Origin of the sequence: Shewanella algae, assembly GCF_009183365.2 — a bacterium.
Taxonomy (GTDB): Bacteria; Pseudomonadota; Gammaproteobacteria; order Enterobacterales; family Shewanellaceae; genus Shewanella; species Shewanella algae.
Genome location: NZ_CP068230.1, coordinates 1,577,911 through 1,599,231, shown reverse-complemented (window position 1 = coordinate 1,599,231; position 21,321 = coordinate 1,577,911). Strand labels below are relative to the sequence as shown.

At 52.6% G+C, this 21,321-nt stretch carries 23 protein-coding genes; 2 read left to right on the top strand and 21 right to left on the bottom strand.

The features are described from left to right. Positions 1 to 67 precede the first annotated feature (67 nt). Positions 68 to 838 (bottom strand): MlaA family lipoprotein, encoded by a 771-nt coding sequence (locus E1N14_RS07170; RefSeq protein ID WP_025011086.1) that lies wholly within the window; start codon positions 836 to 838, stop codon positions 68 to 70. A gap of 216 nt (positions 839 to 1,054) precedes the next feature. On the opposite strand from E1N14_RS07170, the gene E1N14_RS07165 reads away from it, so the two are divergent. Both E1N14_RS07165 and E1N14_RS07160 read left to right on the top strand, forming a co-directional pair. Next, a complete protein-coding gene (locus E1N14_RS07165; protein ID WP_152134880.1) occupies positions 1,055 to 2,857 on the top strand; it encodes a hypothetical protein in 1,803 nt (600 codons plus the stop codon). A 9-nt stretch (positions 2,858 to 2,866) separates the two neighbouring features. Further along, positions 2,867 to 3,190 (top strand): EscU/YscU/HrcU family type III secretion system export apparatus switch protein, encoded by a 324-nt coding sequence (locus tag E1N14_RS07160; RefSeq protein ID WP_243756839.1) that lies wholly within the window; start codon positions 2,867 to 2,869, stop codon positions 3,188 to 3,190. Positions 3,191 to 3,439: 249 nt separating this feature from the next. On the opposite strand, the gene E1N14_RS07155 is transcribed toward E1N14_RS07160, so the two are convergent. From E1N14_RS07155 to fliM, 20 genes are all read right to left on the bottom strand, one after another. After that, positions 3,440 to 3,850, bottom strand: a complete 411-nt coding sequence (locus E1N14_RS07155) for a DUF2802 domain-containing protein (RefSeq protein WP_025011082.1) — start codon at positions 3,848 to 3,850, stop codon at positions 3,440 to 3,442. A gap of 34 nt (positions 3,851 to 3,884) precedes the next feature. Then, positions 3,885 to 4,379, bottom strand: a complete 495-nt coding sequence (locus E1N14_RS07150) for a chemotaxis protein CheW (protein WP_025011081.1) — start codon at positions 4,377 to 4,379, stop codon at positions 3,885 to 3,887. 7 nt (positions 4,380 to 4,386) lie between these two features. Then, complete coding sequence (locus E1N14_RS07145) at positions 4,387 to 5,397, bottom strand: chemotaxis protein CheW (RefSeq protein WP_025011080.1); 1,011 nt, start codon at positions 5,395 to 5,397, stop codon at positions 4,387 to 4,389. Further along, positions 5,381 to 6,172 (bottom strand): ParA family protein, encoded by a 792-nt coding sequence (locus E1N14_RS07140; protein ID WP_025011079.1) that lies wholly within the window; start codon positions 6,170 to 6,172, stop codon positions 5,381 to 5,383. The genes E1N14_RS07145 and E1N14_RS07140 overlap by 17 nt, the downstream gene beginning before the upstream one ends. Before the next feature lie 76 nt (positions 6,173 to 6,248). Beyond that, positions 6,249 to 6,722, bottom strand: a complete 474-nt coding sequence (locus tag E1N14_RS07135; protein ID WP_025011078.1) for a hypothetical protein — start codon at positions 6,720 to 6,722, stop codon at positions 6,249 to 6,251. Then, positions 6,715 to 7,863: a protein-glutamate methylesterase/protein-glutamine glutaminase gene (locus E1N14_RS07130; RefSeq protein ID WP_025011077.1), complete on the bottom strand. Its 1,149-nt coding sequence runs from the start codon at positions 7,861 to 7,863 to the stop codon at positions 6,715 to 6,717. Before E1N14_RS07130 ends, E1N14_RS07135 begins: the two co-directional genes overlap by 8 nt. Before the next feature lie 20 nt (positions 7,864 to 7,883). Then, a complete protein-coding gene (locus E1N14_RS07125) occupies positions 7,884 to 10,211 on the bottom strand; it encodes a chemotaxis protein CheA (protein WP_025011076.1) in 2,328 nt (775 codons plus the stop codon). A 14-nt stretch (positions 10,212 to 10,225) separates the two neighbouring features. After that, positions 10,226 to 10,963 (bottom strand): protein phosphatase CheZ, encoded by a 738-nt coding sequence (locus tag E1N14_RS07120; RefSeq protein WP_025011075.1) that lies wholly within the window; start codon positions 10,961 to 10,963, stop codon positions 10,226 to 10,228. 13 nt (positions 10,964 to 10,976) lie between these two features. Then, positions 10,977 to 11,360, bottom strand: a complete 384-nt coding sequence (gene cheY, locus E1N14_RS07115) for a chemotaxis response regulator CheY (protein ID WP_025011074.1) — start codon at positions 11,358 to 11,360, stop codon at positions 10,977 to 10,979. A 47-nt stretch (positions 11,361 to 11,407) separates the two neighbouring features. Then, positions 11,408 to 12,127 (bottom strand): RNA polymerase sigma factor FliA, encoded by a 720-nt coding sequence (locus E1N14_RS07110; protein ID WP_025011073.1) that lies wholly within the window; start codon positions 12,125 to 12,127, stop codon positions 11,408 to 11,410. Further along, complete coding sequence (locus tag E1N14_RS07105) at positions 12,120 to 13,001, bottom strand: MinD/ParA family protein (RefSeq protein ID WP_025011072.1); 882 nt, start codon at positions 12,999 to 13,001, stop codon at positions 12,120 to 12,122. The genes E1N14_RS07110 and E1N14_RS07105 overlap by 8 nt, the downstream gene beginning before the upstream one ends. Before the next feature lie 4 nt (positions 13,002 to 13,005). After that, positions 13,006 to 14,382, bottom strand: a complete 1,377-nt coding sequence (gene flhF, locus E1N14_RS07100) for a flagellar biosynthesis GTPase FlhF (protein ID WP_062793626.1) — start codon at positions 14,380 to 14,382, stop codon at positions 13,006 to 13,008. 6 nt (positions 14,383 to 14,388) lie between these two features. Further along, a complete protein-coding gene (flhA, locus tag E1N14_RS07095) occupies positions 14,389 to 16,494 on the bottom strand; it encodes a flagellar biosynthesis protein FlhA (RefSeq protein WP_028779136.1) in 2,106 nt (701 codons plus the stop codon). Between the two features lie 62 nt (positions 16,495 to 16,556). Further along, complete coding sequence (gene flhB / locus E1N14_RS07090) at positions 16,557 to 17,693, bottom strand: flagellar biosynthesis protein FlhB (protein WP_025011071.1); 1,137 nt, start codon at positions 17,691 to 17,693, stop codon at positions 16,557 to 16,559. After that, positions 17,693 to 18,490: a flagellar biosynthetic protein FliR gene (gene fliR, locus E1N14_RS07085; RefSeq protein WP_025011070.1), complete on the bottom strand. Its 798-nt coding sequence runs from the start codon at positions 18,488 to 18,490 to the stop codon at positions 17,693 to 17,695. The genes flhB and fliR overlap by 1 nt, the downstream gene beginning before the upstream one ends. Positions 18,491 to 18,493: 3 nt before the next feature. Then, positions 18,494 to 18,763, bottom strand: coding sequence for a flagellar biosynthesis protein FliQ (fliQ, locus tag E1N14_RS07080; RefSeq protein ID WP_025887440.1), 270 nt, complete (start codon positions 18,761 to 18,763; stop codon positions 18,494 to 18,496). Between the two features lie 9 nt (positions 18,764 to 18,772). Continuing rightward, a complete protein-coding gene (gene fliP / locus E1N14_RS07075) occupies positions 18,773 to 19,483 on the bottom strand; it encodes a flagellar type III secretion system pore protein FliP (protein WP_243756868.1) in 711 nt (236 codons plus the stop codon). Positions 19,484 to 19,512: 29 nt separating this feature from the next. Then, on the bottom strand, positions 19,513 to 19,872 hold the full coding sequence (gene fliO / locus E1N14_RS07070; protein WP_025011068.1) for a flagellar biosynthetic protein FliO: 360 nt from the start codon (positions 19,870 to 19,872) through the stop codon (positions 19,513 to 19,515). 10 nt (positions 19,873 to 19,882) lie between these two features. Then, the gene (fliN, locus tag E1N14_RS07065) at positions 19,883 to 20,263 is read right to left on the bottom strand and encodes a flagellar motor switch protein FliN (protein WP_025011067.1); all 381 of its coding nucleotides are present in this window, start codon (positions 20,261 to 20,263) and stop codon (positions 19,883 to 19,885) included. Between the two features lie 11 nt (positions 20,264 to 20,274). Further along, a complete protein-coding gene (gene fliM, locus E1N14_RS07060) occupies positions 20,275 to 21,303 on the bottom strand; it encodes a flagellar motor switch protein FliM (RefSeq protein WP_025011066.1) in 1,029 nt (342 codons plus the stop codon). Between the last annotated feature and the right edge of the window lie 18 nt (positions 21,304 to 21,321).

Sequence of the window (21,321 nt, the reverse complement as noted above, 5' to 3'; positions counted from 1 at the left end):
GCAGGTTTCAATCGCCGGTAACGAGTGACCGAATCAACCACCTGCGGGTAAGCAAACAGATGGTGGGTTACTCCAGTTCCTGCATATATTCATCAAGCAACTCGTCTTCGTCCTCATTCGAAGGCACATTGCCATCGTACACCTTATAGTCCATGTGCTGTATATAAGCGTCTTTAACAAAAGTGTATGGATCGAGCGCGTTGTCTACTAATCTTTCTTGATCTATGGCAACAGAACGGGCGTGGAGATTCTTCAGGCCCCACTTGATAACTGACTGCCACATTGTTAATTCAGACAATGGAAAGTATAGACCATCCACCCAATCTGAAGCGAGTTCACGGGTGACGTAGGGGCCGAAGAATGGTGCCATAAAGTAAGGACCATTGGGCACTCCGTAGTAACCGAGTACTTCGTTGAAGTCATCCTGTTTACGGGGCATCCCCATCATATCGGCGACGTCAATCAAACCAAGCAAACCCACGGTCGAGTTAACGGTAAAACGGCCACCGGCATTCAACGCCCAACCCCACTTGCCCTGCAATGTGTTGTTGACCAAGCTGTGGGGCTCTTCCAGGTTGAGAACAAAATTGTTGAGACCTGACTTGACCGGCATAGGCACATAGTCGTTGTAACCATGAGCAACCGGACGATAGAGAAATCTATCCAGATACAGATAGTTGAAGTCCCACATGACACGGTTGAACCCTTCTATCGGATCCCGCGGGTCGTTATAACTGATGCGCACATCCTGTGTATTGTTGCTTTCGCCACTCCCTGCAGCCACTGCCGAATGCGCACTCAGGGCAGCCACAACCATCAGAATCCATTTAAACTTCATATTGCTCTCTTTGTAAAAGTACCGCTGTAATCCAACCGAAAAACAGTTAAAGCTTTGATTACCATAGGCCGATAACCTGAGTATACCTATGGCGACAGTCAAATTTCTGTCTAATGTCGATTTGGACGGATAAGGATACTTCGCTGTGGAAATAGATCAAATTTAAATTTACGATTGCCTACAGATAAAGCAACTTGAGGAGTGGGGTTTGCAACAATGGATCCAGTGAATGGTACAATCCCCCCCTCAGGGTCAAGCCCAACTCCTCAAGCAAATGCATCCATCCCTCTGCTTCCGGTAACCACAGTCGATGTGGGTAGCGAGCTCAGACTACAACTGCAAAATGCACAGTATCAATTGCAGCTTGCCAATCAAGAGTCCAACGCTCAAGCCAAAGCCCTGTTGCATCAGGCCAATACTACACTGCTGGAGCTGACTCGCCCCTTACCGGAAATCGTTCAGGGCAAAACTGCCCAATTGCTGTTGCTGGCCGGTGAAGTCCAAATAAAACTGCCGGACGCTTTGATGCAGCTGGCGGCCAAAAATGGCATCAGTCAAACAGCACTGCAGCAGTTGGCAGCCAGGCCACAAGGTTATCCCTTACCCATGTTGACTGTTTCCCAGGGTGAAATGCGTTTTGCCAATGGTACAAGCATAGCCTTCCCGCCGCAGTTACAACTACCTGCCGGAGAATACGTTGCCAAAGTTGTCAGCAACAGTCAGGGGCTACAGCTGCAATTAAGCCCCATCAATGCCAGATTGGAAGTAAAACTGACGCCAGTAGCAAATCTGCAACCCGCTGCCCCAACACAGGAAAGTGAGCAACTGATAACCAAGCCGGAAGTCGCCCAAACCTATGCCAGGTTGATAAAACTCCTTGAGCAGCAACCCCAATCCCAAGCGCAGCAAACCCAAAGTAAAGGGGAATCAGCACCATTGAGGGAAACGGCGGTTGATCTCAAAGCAGGCTTGTCTCAAACAGTTGCCAGCGGCAGCAAGTTGCCGGCTTCTGCCTTATCTCAGTCAACACAAACAGTTGATAATGCCCAGTTGCAGCAACCGAAAAATGCTCCGCTGCCGGGGACAGATAAATTCAGTAACCAAGTACTTCAGCAGGCGACTCAAGCCAATGCGGATAAGCCTGTTGGCACAAGTGCATCCAATAAAGTTGCCGGCGAAACGGCCAAAGCGCCCGAGCTGAACTTTCTCCAGCGCGCCTTCAATAAGGCCGGTGCCATGCCAAGGGCCGAGGCTATGACACTGGAGGTGAAACATAACCTGGCCGCTGAACTGCTCAAGCAATTGCCGGCACTGTCGCCTGTGCCCCTGAGCGAGCTGACAGAGCCGTCCCAACTTCGAAGTGAACTGCTTGGGCTCACAGGGTTGCAACTGACCAGTCAGCAAACGCAATCCCAGCCTTCAACTCAAGCCAGTGCCATTACCACCTTGTTTCAGCTGTTGCTTGGCGTTAGGGCTGGTAACCAAAACCTGAGTGTGCCGCAACGCCTGAAGCAATACCTGGAAGGACTTCAGAGCCGATCCGGCCTGCAAACTCATCAGTTAGCTTCACTGGAGAAGAGCGGCACTCTGGACGCGCTACAGCAGATGTCCCAGGCTGTCGCCCTATACCAGCAAGCCAATACAGACAATAGTGGTCAATGCTGGTATTTCATGCTGCCCTACTATCTCAACCAAAGAAACGAACAGTTGGAAGGCAAATTCGAACACAACAATCAGGATAAGGACGCAGACAAAGACAAGACCTGGCAGTTGCAACTCAAGTTTAATCTGGGCATGGGCTCCTTGCTCGTCAAGGCGCAGGTGAAGGATTCCAAGGTCGACCTGCAGTTTATCGGCAGCACCCAGGCGCTGATCAGCAGGGTCAGCAACTTCCTGCCCCCCTTGTCGCAAAAGCTGGTTCAGTTAGGACTCACTCCCAATAAATTGAACGCCCACGTTGCCCCTGTGCCGGCCACCCTGCTGCCAGGCGATCACTATCTGGTGCAACTGAAAGCCTGAGGAAAGACTATGCCCATGGATTCAAACGACAAGCAAGCCAAACCTCGTCAGGCAGTGGCCCTGAGTTATGATGGCAAAACTGCGCCCAAGATAACGGCCAAGGGCCAGGATCTACTTGCAGAAGAGATCATTGCGTTAGCACAGGAGGCCGGGGTTCATATACATCAAGACCCTTACCTGAGTGACTTTCTGCAGATGTTGGAACTGGGGGAAGAGATCCCCAAGGAGCTCTATCAGCTAATCGCCGAACTGATAGCCTTTGTCTATATGTTGGACGGGAAATTTCCCGAGCAGTGGAATAACCTGCATCAGAGAATTGTCGACAAGGTTTAGGGAATCCGACTTCGACAGGCCCCGGCATGCCTTCAGTCAGATGCCTTGAGCGCCAATTGTTGTGCAAGCAACTTTCTAAACAAGAGAACGCCACGAGGACTTATTTGCTTTGCACCTTCCTTTAGTAACGGATAACACAGACAAGCCGTTACCCTGAGAGCCAAAACGGCTTGAGGTTTCTCGCATTCCTTTCAAATAGAAACAGAAAGAGCGCATCTCAATGCGCTCTTTCTTTACTCAGGCAAAATATCAAGCCCGGGCCGTTTTACCGTGCAGACGGATCAAGAGTTCAGCTTCCGCCTTGGGCAACTCGCACTCGCGGATCAGTTCATCGACACCGGCTCCCAACTGCACCATCTTCATGGCCCGGCTGTAAAGCTTGGCCTGAGGATCCTGTTGCATCGATTCATCGAGACGGGCATTTTGCTGCGCGAGGCGCTTCTCAAGCTCCAACACTCGCCGGCCAACGCCTATGGTGCCACTACGCAGTTCTTGCAACTCCCGCTTGAAGGCATCTCTTTGCCTGTCGCTTTCCTTGACCAGAACAGTTAACGCCTCAACCTTGCTTCTAAGCTTGTTGCTTTGTTTTTGCAGGTACAGCACCAGTCCGAGACAGGCAATGACATATACCAGCGCAGCGATAAAAAAAACATCGCCCATCATCGGTTAAAACTCCTTTTCCCGCAAAAGCCTATCAGATTTGCGCCAACTCGGCCCATTCATCATCTGACAGCAGCTTATCCAAGTCCACCAGGATCAGCAGTTCGTCGCCACGGTTGCTGACACCCTGAATAAACTTGGCACTCTCTTCGGTTCCCACATTCGGGGCGTTATCGATTTCAGAGCGGCGCAGATAAACCACTTCGGCCACACTGTCGACCAGAATACCTATCACCTGCTTTTCCGCTTCGATAATCACGATTCGGGTAGAATCGTCCACTTCAGAGGAGGGCAAACCAAAACGTGAGCGGGTATCAATAACGGTAACCACATTACCGCGCAGATTGATGATCCCCAACACATAATGAGGAGCTCCCGGAACCGGAGCTATTTCGGTATAACGTAATACTTCCTGAACCTGCATCACATTGATGCCATAGGTCTCGTTATCCAGCCTGAAGGTTACCCACTGGAGAACGGCATCGTCCTTGCCTCCGGATACCGCTGCTACATTTCTTGAATCAGTCATATTTACCTCAGTCTATCGGATCCTGACAACCTAACCCGGCATTGAGCATTTCAATCAATGCCTGCACGTGCAAAATGCCACACATTTGTTCTTTGACTACTCCAGCCAACCAGGGGCGCTTACCTTCACTGCCACGCCAGTTGACCTGTGACTTGTCAATCTTGACCGCATTGACCAAAGATTCACAAGCCAAACCCCAATTACTGTTCTCTAATACTACAAGATATTGATAATTTACGGATTGCGCCAGTTTATCATCATATTTTTCCGGCATAACCCAGGCGCAGGTATCAACGATATTCAGCTGGGAGTCCCGATAACCCTGAACCCCCATAAACCATCCTGGCCGCCCAAAGATATGATTGATGCGCTCTATTCTGACTATGCCGCCCAGGCTTATCAGAGGCACGGCCAGCGTGAGTCCCGCCACCTTGAAGAACAATACTTGAAATTCATCTTCCAGTTGTTCCTTGAGCGGTTCTATAGGTGCCGCCGGCGCGCCGACTTGTGTCTCGAGCTGAACCTGTTCCAGAACCTCAGGCTCAGTCACCTCTTGGACTTGAGTCTGCTCGCGCTGAGCCGCATCGGCCTGAGTATCCCCCTGCCCGGTTATGGGCTCGCTTTGCAGCGAAGCAGCTGTGATGGTTTCCGACTGAGTTTCTGTCGGCACCTCTGTCTGCGTTACCTCGGCAACCTGCTCTTTAAACACCGGCGCCAGTAGCTGTTCCAGCGCATTACGGTCGAGTCTCGGCTTATCTGGCTCTGCCGGGTATTGCTTGGCAGTACCGTCCGCTCGAGAAAGCGGCGCTTTCTTGGGTGCCGTATCAACTGGCACAGCGATATCGTCCCGTAACCTAGACGTTGCCGGCGGAGTCTGCTCAGCTCTTGCCTCAACTCCAGCTTGCGCTTTTTGTTCAAGCTTAATCGCAGATTGCGCCTCGGATTTAACCTCGGGTGCCGGCTCAGTCAGCAGAATGCTGAAATAATCAAAAACAGTTTCATCAACCGATTTTGACATGGTCAAACTCCCCCGCCAGCAGATAATCCAGCAAACGCTCGTAAGCCTTCACTCCGCGCGAGCTTGGGGCATAGTGGGACGCCGGCAGATGAGCCAAACTGGCATCGCGAAACTTGGTATCCACAGGGATCACATCCGGCCAAAGCGTGTCGCCGTAAACCTCACCAAGATGTTGCAGCGCCGCAGGTGAAGCCTTGGTACGTCTGTCATACATGGTTGGCACTATGGAATAACTGTAGCGGGTCTTTTTCGAGCGCCCCATCAGTTCCATGGTTTTAATCATTCTATCCAGGCCTTTAATCGCCAAAAATTCGGTCTGAACCGGGATAACTATGTGTTGACTGGCCGCCAGAGCATTGACCATCAATACACCCAGCACCGGGGGACAGTCGACCAAGGCAACATCGTAGTCATCCTCAACCGACTTGAGAATACTACGCAGCACCAGCCCCATCCCCTCTTGATGACCAAGGGCACGATCCAAAGTGGCCAACGCCATGGTTGCCGCCAAAAGATCGACTCCCTCAACAGATGTGGGAACCGCGTGTTGCTTTACCAAAGAGGTATCAAGATTCTTGTGAGCCAGAAAGAGATCATACAATGAGCCGGGCACCTCTTCCGAATCTATGCCCAGGTAATAACCCAGCGAAGCATGGGGATCTGTGTCTATCATCAGAACCCGCTGACCACGCTTGGCCAGTGTGCCCGCCAAACTGGCAACTGTTGTGGTTTTGCCCACTCCGCCTTTTTGGTTTGCAATGGTCCAGACTTTCACTTTCCGCCCCTTATTCTCGCCTTATCGGCCAACTAGTGTAACGAGCCACTATTATTGTCGTTCTTGTCTTGTACGGCTACTCATTACCCTCTTCACGGGTAGTGACACGGATCCCACCGTGAGGTAAACGTATTACTTTTACGCCATTTTCCAGCTCTGTCACCCTGGCATCTTCAGTCTGAGCAGGCAGCGGCACTGCGGCCCCAGCCTCGCCCTGGGCTCTTTCCGGTGAAATATCACCCGGCGGGACTGACAAGTTGGCTGAAGTCTGAGCCTCTGGCTCCGTCCCGGATGTCACCTTAGGTCGAATCACATCCAATAAGGATGCGGTCTGTTGTGGGTGACGACTCATCCAATCGGCAATAATCGCAGCCTGTTCATCCGGCACCATCAAGAGGACCTGGGACGATTCAAGCTGGGCGACTTTCTCACTCAGTTGCCGATTTTTTTGTCGCAAGTCCCAGTAAAGCGCCGCCACTACCACCAAGGCGACCAAAAACAAAAACAGCGCCAACCGGTATCCCAGCAGGCGCGTCTCTTTGTCAGCCACGAGCCGATTCTCTCAATATCGCCTCTGCCATATTATCCAGTGAGATGGACTGGCTGGAGATACCGGCCGCGGTCACTGCCTGTGGCATGCCATAGACGACGCAAGAGGCTTCATCCTGGGCCCAGATGGTGGCACCAACACCTTTGAGCATGCGCGCGCCTTCTCGGCCATCGGCACCCATCCCCGTCAGAATAACCGCCAGTACATCTCCGCCAAAGGCTTTGGAGGCTGAAGCAAAAGTGATATCGACACAGGGCTTGTAGTTCATCTCTTCATTGCCGGCAAGAATTTTAATCCGGCCTCCGGCGCCGGAGCGCTCGAGCATCATCTGCATACCACCGGGCGCGAGATAGGCGCAGCCTGGTCTTAGCATATCGCCATTGACCGCTTCTTTGACTTCTATCTTGCACAAGCCATTGAGCCTGCTGGCAAAGGCCGGAGTAAAGGCTGCAGGCATGTGCTGTACCAATAAGATGGGATGCGGATAATCTGCCGGAAACTGGGTCAAAATTCGCTGCAATGCCACAGGGCCGCCAGTGGATGTGCCTATAGCCAACAGCTTGTATTGTTTACCACTGGCTCTGGCAGGGGCCGCACCGCCGCTGCGCCTCACCGGCTGGCGACTGGCGGCAGCACTTTCAGCTGTGACGGCTTGACGCTGCAGAGTGCCTGGCGCCGTGGGTCGGCTTGGGGTGGTTGCCGGCGTAGGCGCCACACTCGGACGGACTATAGGGCGGAATATACGCCTGCGTCCCAACGCCTTGACTCTTTGCTGAAGCAGTCGAATCGCTTCGTCCTTGTTGGTAGCAATGTCCTCAAAACGTTTGGGCAGAAAATCGAGAGCCCCGGCGTCCAGCGCATCCAAGGTCGCCTTGGCACCATCATGGGTCAAGGAGGAAAACATCAGGATAGGTGTCGGATGAGAGGCCATTATCTGCCGCACGGCGGTAATCCCGTCCATGACAGGCATTTCAATATCCATGGTAATCACCTGAGGCTTGAGCTCGGCGGCCAGTTTAACGGCTTCGGCACCGTTATTGGCCATACCTATCACCTCAAGCTCAGGATCCTGATTGACTATCTCGCTGACACGTCGTCGAAAGAAGCTCGAATCATCGACAACCAAAACTTTAATGGTCATTTAAATCCTTATACGGCACTTCAACGCTTGGATTTGGCGTAGTGCTTCAATAATCCTGGTACATCGAGGATCAGCGCGATTCCGCCGTCCGACGTAATTGTGGCCCCGGCCATACCCGGTGTGCCATGCAACATGGAGCCAAGAGGTTTAATTACCACCTCTTCCTGACCTATCAGGGCATCTACCACAAAGCCTATCTGCATGGTGCCAAGCTGAACTATGACCACATGGCCATGTTTCTTGTCACCATGCTGGAAACTCATCGGCTTACGGCTGAGCCAACGCTCGAGATAGAAGAGTGGCACAGCTTTGTCCCGAACAATCACTGTCAATTGCCCATCTACAATATTGGTCTTGGTCAGATCCAGATGGAAAATCTCATTCACGCTGGAGAGCGGCAAGGCAAACACCTGCTTGGCAACTTCCACCATCAGAGTGGGCATAATCGCCAAGGTTAAAGGTACCTTGATCTCCAGACGGGTGCCTTTACCCTTGACCGAGTCGATATGCACAGAGCCGTTAAGCTGAGTAATACGGGTCTTGACCACATCCATCCCAACACCTCGGCCGGAGATATCAGAAATCTCCACCTTGGTTGAGAAGCCGGGAGCGAAGATCAGGTTATAGGCTTCCTGATCGGACATTCGGGCGGCGCTGTCTTCATCCAGCACACCACGACTTATGGCAATCTCTTTGAGTTTGGCAGCGTCCATACCGGCGCCGTCATCCTCAATTTTAAGCAGGATATGGTCACCTTCCTGACTGGCCGCCAAGGTAATAACCCCGGTTCTGGGCTTACCATTGGCCTCGCGCACATCAGGCATTTCAATACCGTGATCCACTGAGTTACGCACCAGGTGCACCAGAGGGTCGGCAAGGGCTTCGACCAGGTTCTTATCCAGATCCGTGTCTTCACCTATCATCCGCAGATCTATCTCTTTATTGAGACTGCGGGCCAAGTCGCGAACCACCCGAGGGAAACGGCCGAATACTTTCTTAATCGGCTGCATCCGGGTCTTCATCACGGCACCCTGCAGATCGGAGGTCACCAGATCCAGGTTGGCCAGCGCCTTGGACATCTCTTCATCTTCGCGGGATATCCCGAGGCTGACCAAGCGGTTACGTACCAATACCAGCTCACCGACCATGTTCATGATCTCATCCAGGCGAGCCGTATCTACCCTAACAGTGGTTTCCCCCTGAGGCACACTGGTCGCAGCCTTGGCTGGAGCTGTGTCTTTGGCAACAGCAGGAGCCTTGGCCTGAGGTTTGGCGGCCGCTTTAGGTGCCTCGACTTTGGCAGCAGCTGGAGCCGCCTTTGGCGTAGCAGCGGCATTCGCTGCCGGTGCTTTGGGTGCGGCTGCTTGAGATGCAGAGGCTTGAGATGCAGCAGGCGCTTTGGCAGTTGCATTACCCGCAGCAGGCTCTGAACCACTGGTGTTAGCGCCAGGGCCGGCGCCTTTACCGTGCAACTCATCAAGCAGCTTTTCAAACTCATCATCGGAAATTTCATCGGCATCGACACTGGCAGCAGGCGCTTCCTCTACGGCACTGTTGGCCGCGGGTGCGGCAGCAAACTGGCCTTTGCCGTGCAGCTCATCGAGCAGCTTTTCAAACTCATCGTCTGTAATGTCATCGGAAGAGGAGTTGGTAGGTGCGCTATCGCTGGGCTTGGGAGCATCACCACTCGGGGCCGGTGTACTATTGGCAGAAGGTCCCTTGCCTGAACCATGCAGGGCATCCAGCAGGGCTTCAAACTCGGCTTCATCGATTTCATCTATGCTGCCTTCAGCCCCTTGGGCCGAGGCCTTGGGTGCTTCAGGAGTTGGCGCGGCCGGCTCATCAAACAGTTCCACACCGGCGCTGTCGAGCATGCCGTCAAACAGCTCATCAACACTCTCATCGCTGGTTTCTACTGCAACAGAAGTTTCCTCCTGAGCCTGCTCGGAGGGCAAAGGCGCCCCAGAACTGAGCAACTTGAGTTTGTCCAGCAAGACTTCATCCGCGGGCTCTTGCTCCTGACCGGACTGAGTTTGGCCGAACATGGTATTTATACTGTCGAGCGCCTGCAGAATGATGTCCATCAATTCAGAGCTGACGCTGCGCTTACCGGTACGCAACAAGTCGAAGGTGTTTTCTGCCTCGTGGCATACATCCACCATGGGGGCCAATCCCAGGAATCCGGCACCGCCTTTGACCGTGTGAAATCCCCTGAAGATGGCGTTGAGCAGATCCGTATCTTCCGGATTGTTTTCCAGAGACACCAACTGTTCCTGCAACAGCTCTAGGATCTCGCCTGCTTCAATTAAAAAATCCTGGAGTATCTCTTCATCAACATCAAAGGCCATTAAATTGACTCCTATTAGAAACCCAGACTCGAAAGCAGATCATCTACTTCATCCTGACCGTTCACCACGTCTTCGCGTTGCTCTGCGTTCAGGATAGGCCCTTCTGCCTCTATGCTCTTCTCTTCCTTGCCGCGAATTTCATCCAGCGGCTGCTCACCGAATACTGTCAGCATAGAAACCAAACTGTTTTCGACTTCCCGAACCAGTTCTATGACCCGGCGAATCATCTGTCCGGTCAAGTCCTGAAAATCCTGGGCCATCAGAATCTGATTCAGCAATTCCCGCAGGCGACAGGCATCGGCTTCGCTCTGCTGCATAAAGTGCTGTACGTCATGACACAAGCTCTTGAATTCATGCAAGGCCAGATCGCGGCGCATCAACTTGTCCCAGGCGGGCTTAACATTTTGCAGGTTGGTACTCAGAGCATCCGACAGCGGCAGACATTCCTCAACCGCGTCCATGGTCTTGTTGGCGGCTTGCTCTGTCATATCTATGACATAAGTCAGTCGTTCTTTGGCATCGGGAATATCAGTATTGGCAAGCTCAATAAGCCGGCTATCCACTTGAAAATCCACCAAGGCGCTATGCAACTGGCGGGTCAACTTGCCAACTTCATCAAACAGATCCCGTTGCAGGGGAGCCGCCAGTTCCCGAAGTAATTCATCGGCCTTTTCCTGCTCGCCCTGACTGAGCAAGGCCACTAATTCCTGCGCCTGCTCCAGTGTCACCAGCCCGGATGTCTCTGCTTTCATCGCATCACCCCACTCAACCGAGCCGTTCGAAGATCTTATCCAACTTCTCTTTCAGCGTAGCGGCAGTAAAAGGTTTAACGACATAACCATTCACACCGGCCTGAGCAGCCGCGATGATCTGTTCGCGTTTTGCTTCGGCTGTCACCATCAATACAGGGATATGCTTGAGGTGCTCATCGGCGCGAATCGCCTTGAGCAGGTCAATCCCCTGCATACCTGGCATGTTCCAGTCGGTTACGACGAAATCAAAATCGCCCTTTTGCAGCATAGGCAGGGCTGTTGAACCGTCGTCTGCTTCCTGGGTGTTGTTGAACCCCAGGTCTCGCAACAAGTTCTTAATGATCCGTCTCATCGTTGAAAAGTCATCAACGATAAGAATCTTCATATTCTTGTCCAAGGTTTCCTCCGGTGAGCTGACATACTTAAAAGTTGCTCAATCATTAATTACGCTTGTGTCCAGTGCTTGAGTTTGGCTTTCAGCCTCAGCATGGCCTGACTATGGATCTGGCTCACCCTGGACTCACTTACCTCAAGAATGGCACCAATCTCTTTTAAATTCAGTGCTTCATCATAATATAGCGACAAAACCAAGGCATCGCGCTCTGGCAAGCGCTTAATTGCATCGGTCAAGGCTGATTGGAATTGGCTTTGGGCCAGATCCTCAAAAGTGTCGTCGGCCGGCATATCTTCCGACACCAGTACATCGGGCGCTACCCCCAGGTCTTCTATCCCTATGATTTTGCCGGTAGAAACATCATTGAGAATATGATGGTATTCATCCAGCGACATATCCAGTCGCTCGGCAATTTCACTATCACGGGCATCCCGGCCCAGCTCCTGTTCGAGCTCATCCATCACCTGAGCTACACGCCGGTTGTTGCGATGAACCGAGCGTGGCACCCAGTCGCCACGGCGTATTTCATCTATCATGGCGCCACGTATGCGGATCCCGGCAAAGGTTTCAAACTTGGCACCTTTGCTGCCATCAAATTTGGATGAAGCTTCCAGCAGTCCCATCATGCCGGCCTGCAGCAGGTCATCGAGCTGAACCGATGCAGGCAGACGCGCGAGCAGGTGATGGGCTATTCGTTTTACCAACGGTGCATATTGCTCAACGATCTGTGTCTTATCGTTTAAACCTGAGTATGCAGCCGCTTTATTCACTCGCACCTTCCTCCTGGTATTCAGTTCTTTGTACCAAACGTTCGACAAAGAACTCGAGGTGGCCTCCCGGTTGCTGAGGTATAGGCCAGCTCATAATCTTGTTGGCCAGCCCATGGTAGGCGATGCTGGCCGGAGATTTGGGATAAGCTTCCACTATCAGTTTCTGCTTTCGCACCGACTTGCGCAGGTTCTCATCGAACGGAATAGTTGCTACAAGTTCCAGTGCCACATCCAAAAATCTGTCGGTTACTTTACTGAGCTTAGCAAATAACTCCATACCTTCCCGCAAACTACGTACCATATTTGCGACAATTTTGAAGCGGAACACACCATGCTCACGACTGAGTATCTTAATCAGTGCATAAGCATCGGTAATTGAGGTAGGTTCATCACAGACCACCACGAGTACATCCTGTGATGCACGAGAGAAGCTGAGTACCATATCTGAGATCCCGGCAGCCGTATCGACTACCAAAATATCAAACTGGGTTTTCATTTCGCTGAAGGCGCGGATAAGACCTGCGTGTTGGGCTGCAGTCAACTCGACCATGGCCTGGGTGCCCGAGGTGGCGGGAATAATGCCAATTCCTTTTGGGCCACGAACAATAATATCATCGAGTTCAGACTCACCCGAGAGCACATGGGATAAGTTACGTTCGGCGCGCAGCCCGAGCATCACATCCACGTTGGCCAACCCAAGGTCAGCATCCAATACCAGGACGCGTTTGCCTTTCTCTGCCAGAGCAACCGCAGTATTGATGGAGACGCTGGTTTTACCCACCCCACCCTTGCCTCCGGTCACGGCAATCACTTTTACTTTTTCGTTATTTGGTTGATTCATCATTCGTAAACCGCTCGCTTGGTCCCGGGTCATAGCTTTACTCAAATGCATAGGTCATCTCTTCTGACCTGGCTTTATTATTAAAATGGCTTGCTTCTGTCTTGTTCAATACGGCCAATGCCTGCTTGGCCAAGGTCAGGGTATCGGCTACCTGCATATCCTCAGGAACCCTTTGACCGTCAGTAATATAACTTAATGATAACCCACTTTGGATCAACACGCTCAGCGCGGCGCCCAAAGAGACGGACTCATCAAGTTTAGTTAAAACCGCCCCTGCGAGATCAATTCGCTGGAAATGACTTACCGCCTCTTCAAGCACCCGGCGTTGACCGGTTGCCGAGAGCACCAGATAGCTACGAATAGGCAAACGGGTATTGGCGGCAAGGTTATCCAGTTGTTGGTACAGGCGCATATCCCTTTGTCCCATACCTGCGGTATCTATCAAAACCAGTTTCCGGCTACGGAACTGATACAGTATCTGCTCCAACTCATTGAGATCATGAGCTTGCTTCACCGGACATCCCATTATTTTGCCATAAGTTGCCAATTGCTCAAAGGCTCCGATGCGATAATGGTCCATGGTGACCAACAATACAGAATCCGGGCCATGATGGGCAATGAAACGGGCCGCAAGTTTGGCCAATGTTGTGGTTTTACCAACACCGGTAGGACCGACCAACGCGACAATGCCGCTCTGACGCATTAAATCATCACCTTGATTATCAAGCAGGTTTGCCAGACTTTGGGGCAAGGCACGGCCAAGTTCAGCGCTTTGATAGTGCTGGCTTAAAGATGCCAGGCGCTCGGCAACATCAGGGGAGAACTCGGCTTCCAGTAATTTACGCTTCAACATGGCACCGACAGGATCTGTACGGCTGCGCTGATCCGACATCAAACTGGAAAGCTGATGGGTCAACAAACCACGCAGGGAAGCCAGCTCTTCACGCATGGCTTCCATCTCTTGCTGTTGCTTGGCGCTGTTGCCCTTGCTTGCCCGCTCAGGCGTTTTTTCACGCAGCTGTGGCGCTGGCTTGTGCTCTTCAGCAAGCCCTTTGGCCCAAGCAGGCATATCCAAATCTTTGGCGCTGTTTTGCTGCCCCAACTGTTCATTCAAACGGCTCTGTTGCCGCTCAAGCAGAGCTTGCAGAGAATCGGCAACAGGCTCCGGGTTGGTCTTACTATTGCTGCGCACATGACCACTGCCGAGGGAGACTTTGTCCTCACCCAGCTCCATAAAAGGCGATGCGGTTGGCGCCGCAGCGGGCTTGGGAGAGTCGTAGTCAACCGCCGCCACTATCTCTATGCCGCCGGTAACCTTCTTGTTGGACATGATTACGGCATCAGCCCCCAGAGTCTCTTTCACCTGAGCCAGCGCAGCACGCATATCTTTGGCAAAAAAACGTTTAATCTTCACTTTCGGTTACCCCTGTTGGCCAACGGCTGACACTATGCGTATCTGTTTCTCATCGGGAACCTCCTGATAGGAGATCACCCGCAGATTGGGAATAGTGTGCTTAACAAAACGTGACAGAGTAGAACGCAGCATGCCGGATGTCAGCAATATGGCGGGCTGACCTACCATTTCCTGCTTCTGGGCCGCTCCGGCCAGTGACTGCTGCATACGCTCTGCCAGTCCCGGCTCGATATTCGGACCTTCGCCCCCTGTCGCCTGCATTGACTGATGCAACATCTGTTCCAACTCTGGCGCCAAAGTTATGACGGGGATTTCCGGCTCAGGACCGGCTATCTCCTGCACTATCATGCGTTTAAGGGCAATACGTACCGCGGCGGTCAACACCTCGGTATCATTGCTCTTGGGACCGTACTCCAGCAGGGTTTGGACTATGGTGCGCAGATCCCGAATCGATACCCCCTCGTTGAGCAGGTTCTGCATCACCTTAACCACATTACCCAGGGTCATCACATCGGGAATAAAGCCATCGACCAACTTGGGCGAATGCTTGGCCAGCATATCCAGCAACTGTTGCACTTCTTCGTAGCCCAGCAGTTTGGAGGCGTTGTTGGTCAGAAGTTGGCTGAGATGAGTGGCCACCACTGTGGCGGCATCCACAACCGTGTAGCCCAGAGTCTGGGCATGCTCTCTGAGCTCGGGGGCAATCCATACCGCATCCAGACCAAAGGCGGGATCCTTGGTTTCAATACCATCCAGCTTACCGAATACCTGTCCCGGGTTAATTGCCAGTTCACAATCGTGGCGTACTTCGGCTTCACCACTTGCCACCCCCATCAAAGAGATGCGATAGGCATTGGGAGAAAGGTCGAGGTTGTCGCGGATATGTACTGCCGGCACCAGGAAACCCAGTTCCTGAGACAGCTTCTTGCGCACCCCTTTGATACGGCCAAGAAGCTCGCCGCCCTGACCTTTATCCACCAAAGGAATAAGTCGATAACCCACCTCCAAACCAATGGTGTCCACATGACGTACATCGTCCCAACTGAGTTCTTTGGGTTCGTTGAGGCTCTTCTCGGTGGGCCCTTTCTTGGCGAGCTCCAGCGCCTGTTGTTTGTTCTTTTCATTACGTTTGTAGATAAAGAAGGCGCCCACTGAGGCCAATAAGGCAAAGGTTAAAAACGCCAGATGTGGCATGCCGGGCACTATACCCATCACAAAGAGTACCGCAGAAGCGATGAGCAATGATTTGGGGTTGTCAAACATCTGCTGCACGACCTGTTGTCCCATATCGCCGGACTCATTCTGACGGGTCACCATCAGCGCGGCAGCGATGGACAACAACAGCCCGGGTATCTGCGCTACCAGGCCGTCACCTATGGTCAGCAGGGTGTAAATCTCTACCGCTTGGGAAAAGCTCAGTCCGTGCTGAACTATCCCTATGATGAAGCCACCCAAGATATTGATCACCAAGATCAAAATACCGGCAATCGCATCCCCTTTCACAAACTTGGAGGCACCGTCCATAGAGCCGTAGAAGTCGGCCTCACGAGTGACTTCTTCCCGGCGTACCCTGGCCTGCTCCTGATTGAGGATCCCGGCATTGAGGTCGGCATCAATCGCCATCTGTTTACCCGGCATGGCGTCCAAGGTAAAGCGGGCACTCACTTCCGAAATACGCCCGGCACCCTTGGTTACCACGGCAAAGTTGATGATAATCAGAATGAGGAACACCACCAGACCTACGGCATAATTACCGCCGATCACCACAGAGCCGAAGGCCTCAATCACTTTACCGGCAGCATCACCGCCGTTATGACCTTCGAGCAATACCACCCGGGTAGAAGCGACGTTAAGCGCCAGTCTGAGCAGAGTGGCTACCAGCAAAACGGTCGGGAAAGCAGCAAAATCCAGTGGCCTTTGGGTGTAAACAGCCACCAACAGCACCACCAGCGCCAAGGCGATATTGAAGGAAAACAGGATATCCAGCAGAAAGGCCGGCATAGGCAAAACTATCATGGCCAGCGTCGCCAGGACCAGAAGCGGCGTGCCTACGCCCTTGAAGTTTGCCGGTTTTACTTGCCTCAGTTGCCCGAGCGTCGCTTTAACATCCATTCACTATCAGCCTGAAGTTTGACACTTAGACCAAGTTCAGCAAGTTTCGCGCCAAGTTAGCCTCAATACTGCTTGTATTCATCCGGGATGGGTTGATTGAGGGGGATAGGTTTGGGCCGAGTGCCCTTGCCTTTTTGATATTGCCTGAGCTGGAACACATAGGCGAGTACTTGGGCTACAGCGGTGAAAAGGCCTTCGGGGATCTGCTGATTGAGCTTGGTGGTATGGTAAATCGCCCGCGCCAGAGGCGGCGCCGATACTATGGCAACCTGGTGCTCTCTGGCAATTTCACGAATTTTAAAGGCCACATCGTCGACGCCCTTGGCAAGCACAAAGGGCGCAGGTGACTTGTCTACATCGTACTTTATCGCTACCGCGAAGTGCTCGGGGTTAACCACTATCACATCGGCCTTGGGCACTTCACTCATCATCCGCCGCTGGGCCATCTCCCTTTGCAACTGACGAATACGGCCTTTGACCTCGGGCTTTCCTTCGGTGTCCTTGTACTCGTCTTTGACTTCCTGCTTGGTCATCCGCAATTGCTTGGCGTGGTTCCAAATTTGAAACGGCACGTCAATGACCACTATCACCAGGGTGGACGCACTCAGTAGAATAAACATCCATACCAAGAGATCCAATGCATGGCGTATGTTGCCCGGCAGGTGATCCTGCGACAATCTGAGAATATCTTCAAAGTAGAAGCTCAGCAGCAGATAGGCTGACAGTGCCACAACGGAAAACTTGGCGATCCCCTTGGCCAGCTCCACCAGCGCCTGTACCCCGAACATCCTTTTAAAGCCGGTCATAGGGTTCATCTTACTGCCCTTGGGCATAAATGCCTGGGTCGAAAAACTGATACCGCCAAGAACAATATTACCGACAAAGGCCACGAAACCGAGAAACAGAATAAAACCGGCCATAGGCCAACCCAGCTCGGCGGCAACTATACCCCAGACATTGAACATGCTGTTGGTATCGAATATCTGATCCCGTTCCATGGAGAAGATACGGCTCATGACAGAGGCCAGACTGGCGGCCAGACTTGGCCCCAGCATGGCAAAACCCAGGGCTGCGGCCAACAATACCGCCGAGGTACCCAACTCTTTTGACCTTGCAACCTGCCCCTTCTCTCTGGCCTGTTGCAAGCGCCTGGAGGTTGCTTCCTCGCTTTTTTCCTGTCCGTCTTCGTTCTCTGCCATCAGGGGACTCCATCCAGATTACAGGTCAGCTCCAGCATGTCACACAGCAACAGCTGCGCCGCATGCCAAACCTCATCGAAGTGAGCCATCACAGGCCCCAGTGTCAACCAAAGAATAATCAGGCCACCTATCATGGTAACGGGAAAACCTATGGCAAAAATGTTCAGTTGGGGCGCCGCCCGGGTCATCACCCCGAAAGAGAGGTTAACGGTAAGCAGTGCGATAATGGCCGAGATAGACATGGTCAACGCGGCGCCGAACATATAACTGCCCCACTCAGCCAGGGTGCGATAGTTGGCAATTTTGATCCCTTCGCTGGATACCGGCAAGGTTTCAAAGCTTGCCACCAGCATACGTATCATCACCAGGTGGCCATCGACCGCCAGGAAGATCATGGTGGTCAGCAGCAAAAAGAAATTACCTATCACAGGCGTCTGCTGCCCTGAGCTGGGATCCACCATGGAAGCAAAGCCCAAACTGGTTTGCATGCCGATTATCTGCCCGGTCAGCACAAAGGTTTGCATAATGAGCAAGGTAACAAACCCCATGGCGGTACCGATAAGAATCTGTTGAGTAGTAATAAATACTGCTGCGAGAGAGAAAAGATCCACCCCGGGCATGGGCGGCAAGACAGGCGCTATTGCCACAGTCAGGGCCAGCGCCAGCAACAAACGGACTCTGGCAGGCGTGGTATTGGCGCCGAAAACCGCCATCACCATCAACATGCTGGCCACCCGAAACAATGGCCAGAGGTAGGCGGCCAGAGTTTGTTGGATGCTGTCGAACAGTATCTCCATGGCTCAGCCCACCACTTGCGGGATCCTGTGAACCATCTCGATAAAGAAATCCATCATGGTGCGCACCAGCCAATGACCGATAAACATCAGTGCAAACAGGGTCATCAAGAGCCTGGGCAGAAAACTCAGAGTCTGTTCGTTAATGGAAGTAGCCGCCTGAAACACTGCCACAATCAAGCCTATAATCAACCCGGGCACCACTATGGCCGAAACCATCATCACGATCACCGCCAGGGCTTCGCGGAAAATGTCGATCAGTGACTCGGGGGTCATCTGCGCCTCCTATAAACCGAAGCTGCCGGCGAGAGTGCCCATCACCAGGGTCCAGCCATCAACCAGTACAAACAGCATGATCTTGAACGGCAAGGAAACAATCATGGGGGATAACATCATCATACCCATGGCCATCAGAATACTGGCCACCACCAAATCCAGCACCAGAAAAGGCACAAACAGCATAAAACCTATCTGGAATGCGGTCTTGAGCTCACTGGTGATAAAGGCCGGGATCACCACTGTCATGGGAGCATCTTCAGGGTTGTTGATGTTCTGGTAGCCGGAGATCTCAATAAAGGAGTTGAGATCCGTGGTGCGGGTTTGTGACAACATAAACTTTTTCAGCGGCGATTGTCCGGCATCGAATGCTTGCTGCAAGGTCATGCTGTCATTCATGTACGGCTGCACCGCGTCATCATAGATGCGGTCAAACACAGGCGCCATGATAAAGAAGGTCATAAACAGGCTCATACCGATAAGAACCTGATTGGAAGGGGTTTGTTGCAGGCCTATAGCCTGCCGCAGGATAGACAAGACCACTATGATACGGGTGAAAGAGGTCAGCATGATCACCATGGCCGGCAGGAAACTCATGGCGGTCATCAGCAGCAGGATCTGCATGGTCACCGAATACTGAGTCGAGCCATCCGGCCCGGTAGTCACGGTTACCGCCGGAAACAGCGAATCCTGAGCCTGGGCAAAGCCCGGCAGCAGCATCAGAGGTAATAGCAGCAGTGGCCAATATTTCATGATGGTTTCACCCTGGCCTGCCTGAGCTTGGCGGCGAAGCTCTCATTGTCTATGGTCACCGGCCGCTCCAGCTTATCTACCAAAGAGACTTGCGCCGCAGTGACTCCCAGCAGGTATTGCTGCCCATCCAGTTCCACCAATACCAGCTTCTCTTTCTGCCCAAGCGGGGTAACTGCCAGCGTCTTGATCGCCGATTGGCTGCCCGGCACCAGATTGAGGCGTTTCACCAGATAGGCCAGCACAAAAATCAACGCCAGCACCAGAATAAGCCCGCCCATCATGCTGGCCATGGTCGCCAGGCTGCTGCCACCGTCGTGAGTCAAGGCGGTTGCCGCCTGGGTCGTCGTTTGAGTCATGGCCACCGGCTTATTTGAGTTTCTTGATACGTTCGGTCTGGCTTATCACATCCGTCAGACGAATACCGAACTTGTCGTTGACCACTACCACTTCGCCGTGGGCAATCAAGGTGCCATTGACCATCACATCCAGAGGTTCACCGGCGACTCTATCCAGCTCCACTACCGAGCCCTGGTTGAGCTGCAACAGATTGCGGATACTGATAAAACTGCGCCCCACCTCCATGGAGATAGTCACGGGGATATCCAAAATGGTATCCAGTTTGGCGGCTTCCTCTTCAGACAAGGGTTTGGCATCGCTCTTGAGCTCATCCAAATCAACCGCCTTGGCCTCCTCTTCAGCCTGCTCGGCCATGGCGGCAGCCCAATCGTCCATCTCTTCAGTACTCATTCTCTATCACCTTATATATCCGAGATATCCTTGGATTTACCCTTGCGGGTTACCAGCTGCAGTTCGGTCTTGACCGTTTCCGGACGCGGGATCTTGTCGCAGATCTTCAGCGCCAGGTTTTCCCTTACCCGCCCCAGCTTACATCTGTAGGTAGGCAAGTCCTCAATCTTCATCACTATATGCTCAGGCAACTCAACCGGGATCACATCACCGGCCTTGAACTCCATTACTTCCCTGAGAGTCATCTCTTTTTCAAGCAGACGTGCATCCAGCCCCACTTCGACATCCATGATCTCGTCTTTCAGCGCCTGAGACCAGCGCATATCGGTATCTTGCTTATCGCTTTGAACCCCGGCGTCCAGCAGTTCCCGGATGGGTTCAATCATAGAATAGGGCATGGTAATGTGAAAATCGCCACCGCCGCCGTCCACTTCAATATGGAAAGAGTTGACCACTACCACTTCGGTCGGGCTGACAATGTTGGCCATCGCCGGGTTAACTTCTGAATCCAGATAGTCGAATTCGACATCCATCACAGGCGCCCAGGCATCTTTGTAATCTTCAAAGATAATCTTCAGCAACAGCTGTACTATGCGCCGCTCTGTCGGGGTAAATTCCCGCCCTTCGATCTTGGCATGGAAGCGACCATCGCCACCAAAGAAGTTATCCACCAGAATAAACACCAATCTGGCTTCCATGGTAATCAGCGCCGTCCCCTTGAGTGGACTGAAGCGCACCATATTCAAACTGGTGGGCACAAACAGAGTGTGCACATACTCACCAAACTTGAGCATTTGCACGCCGTTAATGGAGACTTCGGCTGCCCGGCGCATCATGTTGAACATGCTGATCCGCAGGTGACGGGCAAAGCGCTCGTTGACAATTTCCAGGGTCGGCATCCGGCCACGGACGATACGATCCTGTGAAGAAAAGTCATAGGATTGGGCGTCGTGTCCCGACTCCTGGGCATCCTCTTCTTCGACGTCGTCCACGCCATGAAGCAGCGCATCAATTTCGTCTTGGCTTAATAAATCACTCACGATATTGCCTTCGCCTCT